This window comes from Pseudomonadota bacterium, assembly GCA_026388255.1.
Taxonomy (GTDB): Bacteria; Desulfobacterota; Syntrophorhabdia; order Syntrophorhabdales; family Syntrophorhabdaceae; genus JAPLKB01.
Window position 1 is genome coordinate 1 of record JAPLKC010000005.1, and the last position, 2558, is coordinate 2558.

General features: G+C 43.2%; 4 protein-coding genes. 3 read left to right on the forward strand and 1 reads right to left on the reverse strand.

Going from position 1 to position 2558, the window contains the following annotated elements; translation table 11 throughout:
* The first annotated feature begins 311 nt into the window (after positions 1–311).
* The 3 genes from NT178_00095 to NT178_00105 all read left to right on the forward strand — a co-directional run bounded on the left by NT178_00095 (position 312) and on the right by NT178_00105 (position 2206).
* Positions 312–1211 (forward strand): nucleotidyl transferase AbiEii/AbiGii toxin family protein, encoded by a 900-nt coding sequence (locus NT178_00095; protein ID MCX5810938.1) that lies wholly within the window; start codon positions 312–314, stop codon positions 1209–1211.
* A gap of 178 nt (positions 1212–1389) precedes the next feature.
* Entirely contained in the window at positions 1390–1776 is a 387-nt protein-coding gene (locus NT178_00100; GenBank protein MCX5810939.1) for a hypothetical protein, read from the forward strand.
* Positions 1777–1918: 142 nt separating this feature from the next.
* A complete protein-coding gene (locus tag NT178_00105; GenBank protein MCX5810940.1) occupies positions 1919–2206 on the forward strand; it encodes a hypothetical protein in 288 nt (95 codons plus the stop codon).
* Here NT178_00105 and NT178_00110 read toward each other — a convergent pair.
* Positions 2199–2558: sigma-54-dependent Fis family transcriptional regulator (locus NT178_00110; GenBank protein MCX5810941.1), on the reverse strand; the 360-nt coding region annotated here is incomplete at its 5' end. The two genes, NT178_00105 and NT178_00110, sit on opposite strands and share 8 nt — an antisense overlap.

The following is a 2558-nucleotide window of genomic DNA, read 5'->3' on the forward strand; positions in this document are numbered from 1 at the left end:
TGATCCCAATGCCATTGTCATTATATGTTCGTCAGAGACTAATCCGGAGTTACTTACAGAAGTGACGTCTCTTGGGGCATTTGTTGTTGTTAAAAAACCGCCAACCAGAGAATCCATTCAAGATGCTCTATCCAAAGCTCAGGAAGTTATTCAGTAGCCACTCACAAGAAGAAATATTTTTGCCAACTTTGAGGAACTCATAAAAAAGACAGTGAATAGTCGTTAGTGAATAGTGAAAAGGACGAACGGTTGATAGATAAAACTAAACTATCCATTGCATAGTATTACACATTTGTAGTATATTGCAATCAATGAAATCATACGATCAAAACAGAATAAGGCAGTCGGAACTCCTCCAACTTATCATCCTGCACACACTTTTTTCCGACCGAAGAAGTAAAAATATCATTTTTCAGGGGGGAACGGCTATCAGATGGTTCTACGGAGGGCTAAGATTCTCAGAAGACCTCGACTTCGTTGTCTCTCTTCCGTATAAAGAGTTACTGCGTTTTGTCAACTCAGTAATGGAACCTCTGAGGAGAATGGCAGTCGCCAATTTTGGTACAGGGGCGCTAACGTTTAAGGAGAAAGACCCCCGTGATTCTTCATATCGGACTTTTGTTGATTTTTCCACTGCTGCGACGAGAAATAAAACATCTGTTAAAATCGAGTTTGAGAGACTCCTCCCAGAGATCAAGCCTGCAAAGGAGAGAAAAATCATGCAGGCTTCTCCTGCAGTATCCTATCTTTTTCGGGAAGGCGCTTTAAAAATGCCTGGAGCAGCCGTTATGATTAATATTGAAACTCCGGAAGAGATTCTTTCGGACAAATTACGGGCGCTTCTGGAGCGTCCATATACTAAAGGCAGGGATTTTTTTGATGTATGGTATCTCACAAAAACTCTCCTGATTGAGCCGGATTCTGAGGTATTGAAGCGGAAACTCGACATGTATGAAGCGCCTTTCAGCGTGAGTACGCCTGTCTCTTTTTATACCAACATGGAGGAACTTGAGGAAGGAACAAAAAAGACGCTTATCAGTGAACTCCATCGGGACCTTGCCAGGTTTCTGGATGGCGATACCCTCAAAGCCCTTGCAGGAGAAGGTTATAGAGAACTTATTGTGGCTGTGCAGGACGCTTTCAGAAAAATCCATGAGGCAGGCATAATTGATTTTGACATATATCCAGGGAAACAGAGAAAAATTTCATGAGACAACAACCATCAAGCACCGTGGACGTATTGCGTGAACTTCCATCGCCTCTTTTCACAACCACAGACCTAACAAAAATTGTTTCTAATGATAATATGTTCCTTTACCGTGCATTGAAGTATACTGGAATATCCTTTTCAATCCCGAACCCCCTAAGGTTGAACAGGTGGCATGTTTTGTGAGACAGCCTTCTTATATTTCCTGTGAGTGGGCGTTGAACTATCATGGCATACTGCTCCAGGTGCCGCAGGTTTGTACTGCTGTTACCCTTCATTCCGGAACAGGAAACCGCAACCGTATCAAATATTGTGGATATGTTATTGAATATTCCAGAATTGCTGAAAAACTGTACCTCCCCGGGGAGGTTCTGAATTTAAACGGGGTGCTGATGGCAACAACGGAAAAAGCCCTTCTTGATGCAGCATATTTGAGACACCATGTCCCCTTCGCAGATGAGTTAGAGATGGACAATATCAACAGGGAAAAGTTAAAAATCCTGGCAACGTTGTACCCTAAGATTGTGCAAAAATCCATTAATGAAGGGTGGAAGGTGGAGGTGCTGTAACCCGCAACTGGATGTTGCTTGCGCAAGTGAAAATACCGGCTTCCGCCGGAGTAACGGCATTCTTAGGGTTTTGCAAGAGGCTCAACAGTGAATGGTAGCAAAGACAGTGAATAGTTAAAAAGGCAGGAAAGCTGGTAAAGGCGTGAAGCCACCGCAAGCGAGGACAGGCTCAAAGGAAGTTGACTTGAAGCGTGAAGCGGGGAAAGAGGGAAGCGATGTTGATGTTCTTATTATCGGTGGTGTGACATTTGGCGAGACTGTGAATACCTTTCAAGAGGCGCAGAACATTATCGGCAGAGAGATAAACCCTACCGTGTATCCTGTAGGCGAAATCCGGTCTAAAATTGCAGAGAATAAACATTTCTTAAAATCGGTATTGAATGGTCCAATGATATTTTTGGTTGGAGATAAGAATGATGTTATCACTTAATGTCGTAATCTTTCATCTTTCTCAGCAAAGAACTATGGCTGATATGAAGTATATTTGCGGCCTTTGTTCTGTTGCCCGTTGCGAGATCAAGGGCATGTCTGATGGCCTTCTTTTCAGCATCCACTGTAATATCGTGAAGCAATAAGGAAGAAAATATGTCGATATCTTCTTTTTTGGAGTTAAGGTTGAGATTGATGTCTTCCATGCTTATCGTGTCGTCATGAGAAAGAAGGACCGCCCTTCTGATCACATTCCTGAGTTCCCGTACATTGCCGGGCCAGGTATAGTTGCAGAGTACCTCCAGGGTATCCTCCGAAATTTCCCGCATGTTTTTGTTGAGCTCCTCTGTGGC

What these genes read in the sequence shown, in the direction of transcription:
- NT178_00095 (MCX5810938.1), top strand. Translation starts at nt 312, where the DNA reads ATGAAATCATACGATCAAAACAGAATAAGGCAGTCGGAACTCCTCCAA.